A 2,630-nucleotide genomic window follows, 5' to 3' on the forward strand; every position below is an offset into this window, starting at 1 on the left:
GCCTTCTCGCCAGCCGGCGAGAACAGATAGCCGCCGCCGCGGATGGTGCGGATCACGGCGGGTTTTGTCGGGTCGGGCTCGATCTTGCGGCGGATGCGCATGATGCGCAGGTCGACGGCGCGGTCGAACGCCTCGGCGTCGCGCGCATTGGCGAGTTCGAGCAGACGCTCGCGCGACAGCACGCGCTTCGGATTGGCCGCGAACACCTTGAGCAGCCCGAACTCGGATGCGGTCAGCGGATGCTCGTTGCCCTCGTCGTCGCGCAGCGCCTGGGCTTCGAGGTCGAGCCATTTGGTGCCGAAGCGGACGAGCTGGTCCTTGTCCGATTTCGCAGCCGCAGCTTCCGGCGCCGCGGCCTTGGCCGGCACGCTTCTGCGCAGCACCGAGCGGATGCGCGCCATCAGCTCGCGCAGCTCGCAGGGCTTGGCGACGTAATCGTCGGCGCCGAGCTCGAGGCCGACGACGCGGTCGATCGGGCTCGCGGTCGCCGTCAGCATGATCACGGGCACGTTGATGCGGCTCTTGAGGTCGCGGATGATCGAGAGGCCGTCTTCCTCGGGCATGTTGAGGTCGAGCACGACGAGATCGGGCATGCCGCCGTCGATCGCGGCGCGCAACGACTTGCCGCCGTCGCACAGCGTCACGGTGAAGCCGTGCATCTTGAGGTAATCGCCGACCATCTCCCGGGCCGGGGCCTCGTCGTCCACGATCATGATGTGCTGGCTTTGTGTCATTGTCTCTAAGTCACGGCAGTTCGGTCGCAGGAAGGGTGATGGTGAAGGTCGAGCCCTTGCCGGGGCCGTCGCTTTCGGCGGTCACCTCGCCGCCATGCATGTCGATAATACGCTTGACGATGGAAAGCCCAAGCCCCGTCGAGCTCTCGCCGGCGGTCGGTTTTGCCGACAGCCGCTGGAACCGGCCGAACAGGCGGCCGAGATCCTCCGGCGACAGGCCGGCGCCCTCGTCGCTGACGCGGACCATGGTGTCGCTCCCCTCATGGGTGACGGCCACGCTGATCCTGCCGCCGATCGGTGAGTATTTGATGGCGTTGCTGATGAGGTTGTCGATCGCCTCGCGGATGCGGTCGGTGTCGCACATGGTGACGATGTTGGACGGCGCGGCGACGCTGATTGCCTGCTGCTTGTTGACGGCGAGCGGCTGGTTGGCGTCGGCGACCTCCTTGACCAGGGCCGCGACGTCGACCGGCTCGCGGCGGATGGTGATGTCGAAGGCATCCGCCATCGCGTCCGAGATCAGGTGGTCGACCATCGTGGTCAGGCGCTTGGTGGCGTCGCGGATGTGATCGACCTGGGCGACCACGCCGCTGGACGAGGCGCCGGTCGAGATCAGCTCCTTCAGCATCTCGGTGCGGCCGAGGATGACGCCGAGCGGATTCTTCAGATCGTGCGCGACGGTGCCCAGAATCTCGTTCTTGAAGCCGTTGGCGCGCTGCAGCCGCAGCCATTGCGCCGAGAGGCGGCGGTTGGCCTGCATCAGGGCGCGGGTGCGCTGGGCGACGCGGTCTTCCAGCTGCGTGTTGGCGTCCTGGAGCTGCTGATAGAGGATGACGTTGTCGAAGGCGATCGAGAGCCGGCTGGAGAAGATCTCGACCAGCGAGCGGTCGGTCTCGGACAGCTCGCGCTCGGCCTGGAGCAGCACCACGACCTCGCGGCCGCTTCCGGTGCGCAAGTAGATCACGCTACGGTGGTCGGCGAATTCGTTCTTGCGGCGCTGGAAGGCGGCCTCAACCATCTCGCGCAGATCGGGGTCGAGCGCCTTCGACGTCGTGGTGCCGATGAAGCGGCTGTAGCAGCCGCTGCCGGCGAGCACCGAGAGCTCGGGGTCGATGCCGCCATTGTCGCGCAGGACCAGTATGCCGGCGCAATCGACATTGAGCAGGGAGGCGAGCTGGGTCAGCACGCCCTCGGCGAGCCGCTGCATCGACTTGAAGTCGTACAGCGTCGAGGCCGCGTCGATGATGATCTCGAGGCCGCGGCGCGTCTGCACCATGCGCTCGAGCTGCTGATAGGAGCGCAGCGCMGCGGTCAGCGAGGTGAACAGCTTGTCGGCGGTAAGCTCGGTCTTGGCCTTGTAGTCGTTGATGTCGTACTGCACGATCACGCGCCGCTCGGGCGCCTGGCCTGGCTGGCCGGTGCGCAGGATGATGCGCACGGTCTCGTTCCTGATCTCGTTGCGGATGAACTCGACCAGCTCGAGGCCGGCGACGTCGGTCTCCATGATGACGTCGAGCAGCACGGCGGCGATGTCGCTGTGCGCGGCCATCAGCTTGCGACCTTCGGCCGCGGAATAGGCGGAGAGGATCTCCAGGCCCTGGCCGTTGAGGCTGTAATCGGACAGCGCGAAGCGGGTGCCGTCATGCACGGCCGGATCGTCGTCGATGACGGCGATCTTCCACTTCCGGGCGTCCRTGTCCTCCGACGCGGTACCGGTGTCGTCGATCAGGTGGAGGACATCGTCCTGTTCGGCCATTGAGAAGTCCCGTCAGTCTCTGTGCTTTGCGCGCCGCCCTTGGCGACCCGGGGCATGATAATGCGAAAAGTGGTGCCTTGTCCCAGCTTGGATTCCAGCATCATCCGTCCGCCGAGCTGCTGGGTGACGAGGTTATAGAC

2 protein-coding genes are annotated in these 2,630 nt (G+C 66.2%); both read right to left on the reverse strand.

The annotated features are described in order from the left end of the window. On the reverse strand, positions 1 to 734 hold a 734-nt coding region (locus tag AC1D00_RS35830), incomplete at its 3' end, for a response regulator (protein WP_027542256.1). Between the two features lie 10 nt (positions 735 to 744). Then, positions 745 to 2,490 carry an ATP-binding response regulator gene (locus AC1D00_RS35835; RefSeq protein WP_477013921.1) on the reverse strand — a complete coding sequence of 582 codons (1,746 nt, stop codon included), beginning with the start codon at positions 2,488 to 2,490 and terminating at the stop codon, positions 745 to 747. Between the last annotated feature and the right edge of the window lie 140 nt (positions 2,491 to 2,630).

The sequence above is a fragment of the Bradyrhizobium sp. P2_E8 genome, assembly GCF_056403875.1.